Raw genomic sequence first — 3,448 nt, 5'->3', positions numbered from 1 at the left:
GATTTGTATGAAACTAAGTGTAATAATTACACAATAGGCAATTTTACTAATATGCAACCAATTTCCGGGAACGTTCCCGGAATATTACATGTCAACTAAACAGTTAATAATGATAAAAAAAATATTTTTCTGCGCGTTTTGGTTTTTTGGTCAAAGTTTTTTGCTTTTTGGACAGGTAAAAACAGTCTTTAAAACAGGCAAAATTGCCCCTTTAAAGCCGTCATCCGGGTACGTGTTTTTGGCCGGCAATTTTAATAACTGGAACCCTGCCGATAGCACCTGGCAAATGAAACCCGATGGCAATGGCGGATACCTGCTTTTAAAGGAGATGCCCAGGGGTGTTTACAACTACAAGATTACCCGCGGCAGCTGGGATGCTGTTGAATGCAATGCCGCCGGTAAAGGCATTGATAACCGAACGCTCAACCTTGTAAATGATACAACGGTAACATTAGATGTTGCCGCCTGGCAGGATAATTTTGCCGCCGCCATAAAACAGCACACAGCCACTGCACAGGTGCATATTATAAGCGATAGGTTTGATATGCCGCAGCTGGGCAGGCAACGCCGCATATGGATCTACCTCCCCACAGATTATACCTCATCCAAAAAGAAATATCCCGTAATTTATATGCACGATGGGCAAAACCTGTTTGATGATTACTATAGCGGCTATGGCGAATGGGGGATTGATGAGCTGCTGGATAAAGTATCGCCCCAAAAAGAATGCATAGTTGTAGGCATTGATCATGGCGGCGATTACCGTATTACAGAATATGATCCTTATGATTCAAAATATGGCAAGGGCAGGGGTGCTGACTATGTTGATTTTTTAGTTAAAACCCTGAAACCATATATCGATGCGCATTATAAAACCAAGGCCGGCACAAAATATACTACCGTTGCAGGCAGCTCAATGGGGGCATTGATATCGATGTATGCCACACTTAAATATCCCGGCGTATTTGGCAATGCAGGCATATTTTCGCCGGCGTTTTGGATAGCGCCAGAAATTTATGAACAGGCTAAACAAAAACAGCCGGGTAATAAAACACGTTTTTACTTTGTATGCGGCGATGCCGAGAGTGAAAATATGGTTTCCGATATGAAAAAAATGGCTACGATTGTACAGGAAAAAGGCATTAAGCCCCAAAACTCACCCATAGTGATCATTAAAGGTGCCAGTCATAACGAAAAACAGTGGAGGGGAGACTGGCCTGATTTTTATAAATGGCTTTTTAAATAGCCGGGAACTTGGGACGTGCGAAAGAGCGGAAATGGCAAAATTATAAAGTTTAGAATTAGCGGGTTGAAAATCTTTTCCGACTTTTCCTGCTTCGTGATTTTCCGACTTGAGATTACATTCATTATCTTTCGAACTTTCCGGACTAACGGACTTTCTGACTCAAAACATGACCATAGAGGAAATATTAAAACACTACTGGAATCATGATCAATTCAGGCCGATGCAGGCCGAGATCATCAAATCTGTTTTATTGGGTCATGATACTTTAGCTTTGTTACCTACGGGGGGCGGTAAATCTGTTTGTTTCCAGGTGCCAGCTCTGGCCAAAGAGGGGATCTGTATTGTGGTTTCGCCACTTATAGCACTCATGAAAGACCAGGTAGAAAACCTGAAGGCCAAAGGCATCAACGCTGTGGCTATTGTTTCGGGCATGGGATTGCGCGAGATAGACCTGGCGCTGGATAACTGCATCTACGGCTCGGTTAAATTTTTGTACCTCTCGCCAGAGCGGTTACTTTCAGAACTGGTACGCGAGCGCATCCGGTACATGAAAGTAAACCTGATAGCTGTTGACGAAGCACACTGTATCTCGCAATGGGGATATGATTTCAGACCACCATACCTGCACATTGCCGATCTGCGCGTGCTGCATCCCGATGTGCCTGTACTGGCGCTTACTGCCACAGCAACATCCGAAGTTAAGCAGGATATGCAGGACAAGCTATTGTTTAAAGATCAGGTTGTTTACCAGCAAAGTTTTGAGCGCAAAAATATCAGTTACGTAGTGCAAAATGCCGAAAACAAGCTTCGGCGGATGCTGGATATTGCAAAAGGTGTTAAAGGTAGCGGTATTGTTTATGTACGCAGCCGTAAAGATGCCGCCGACATAGCAAAATTTTACAACGATAACGGCATTAAAGCCGACTATTACCACGCCGGGTTGCCTATGGATATAAGGGCCGAACGGCAGGAAAGCTGGAAAAGCAACCGCATCCGGGTAATTGTTGCTACCAATGCATTTGGGATGGGGATTGATAAACCCGACGTACGCTTTGTGATCCACAAAGATATGCCCGAAAGTTTAGAGGCCTACTACCAGGAGGCCGGCCGGGGGGGGCGCGATGAGCAAAAGGCTTATGGCGTATTATTATATACCCATGCCGATAGGTTGCGGCAGGAGAAAATGTTCCTGCTTAATTTTCCATCGGTTGATGAAATTAAGCAAGTGTATCATTGCCTGGCCAATTACTACCAGCTTGCCTACGAGGCAGGCGAGGGGTTAAGCTTTGACCTTGACCTGGGCGATTTTTGCAGCCGTTTTAAGCTGGATGCCATCAAAACCTTAAATGCGCTTAAATTTTTGGAGAAGGATGAATACCTTTCATTCAATGAGAGTGTGTTTCTACCATCGCGTTTCAGGTTTGAGGTGGTGAACGAGGTGTTGTATAACTTCCAGATTCAGAACGCGGGCTGGGATCCGTTTATTAAAACCCTTTTGCGCTCATACGGCGGCTCATTTGAAGATTATGTGAGGATTAAGGAGTATGACCTGGCGCGGCGCACAAACCTAAGCGTTCAGCAGGTGGTTGACGGCTTGCTGCAATTACAACAGTTTGGTTTAATCAGTTACCTGCAGCAAACAGATAAGCCGCAGGTTACCTATTTAAAGGCCAGGCAGCAGGCGGCCCGCCTGTTCATCAACAAAAACTATATTGAAGAGAGAAAGGAAACCTACCGCCAAAAAATGGAGGCTGTTTTTGCTTACGCTATTCATCAAAAATGTCGCAGCCAAATGCTGCTGGCTTATTTCGATGAGCCAAATGCCCGTAAATGCGGGATCTGCGATGTTTGCCTGGATGAAAAACGCCAAAAAAATGCCGACGAAATATTTGATAACATCACCCAMGAAATAGTACAGTTTTTAAGTGTATCAGCCCCGGATATCGGCACACTCGTAACCACTATCAATGTGGGCACCGAAAAAGAGAAAATGGAAGCCATCCGCCTGTTGCTTGATGCCGGGAAGATCAAAACGGATGGGGAGAAGTATTACCTGTAAGAGGGGCAGGGAGTGGGGTTCGAGGTTCGGGCTTATTAGGTTCGTGATGCATTTCTGAAGGTTGTTAAGGTAATATTCATAATTAAGCCAACAATCTCTCGCCGAAAACTCCACACCCGCACCCCAATACCCGTACCCCGAGC

General features: G+C 45.0%; 2 protein-coding genes. Both read left to right on the top strand.

The window, feature by feature from the left end:
* Window positions 1-109 precede the first annotated feature (109 nt).
* Window positions 110-1,246: an alpha/beta hydrolase-fold protein gene (locus AC1DPZ_RS24165; RefSeq protein WP_477408289.1), complete on the top strand. Its 1,137-nt coding sequence runs from the start codon at window positions 110-112 to the stop codon at window positions 1,244-1,246.
* A 166-nt stretch (window positions 1,247-1,412) separates the two neighbouring features.
* Window positions 1,413-3,305, top strand: coding sequence for a RecQ family ATP-dependent DNA helicase (locus AC1DPZ_RS24160; protein ID WP_477408287.1), 1,893 nt, complete (start codon window positions 1,413-1,415; stop codon window positions 3,303-3,305).
* Window positions 3,306-3,448 lie beyond the last annotated feature (143 nt).

This window comes from Mucilaginibacter sp. P4_G9, from assembly GCF_056400985.1.
The sequence above is the reverse complement of the archived record's forward strand: the minus strand, read 5'-3'. Positions and strand labels throughout refer to the sequence as shown.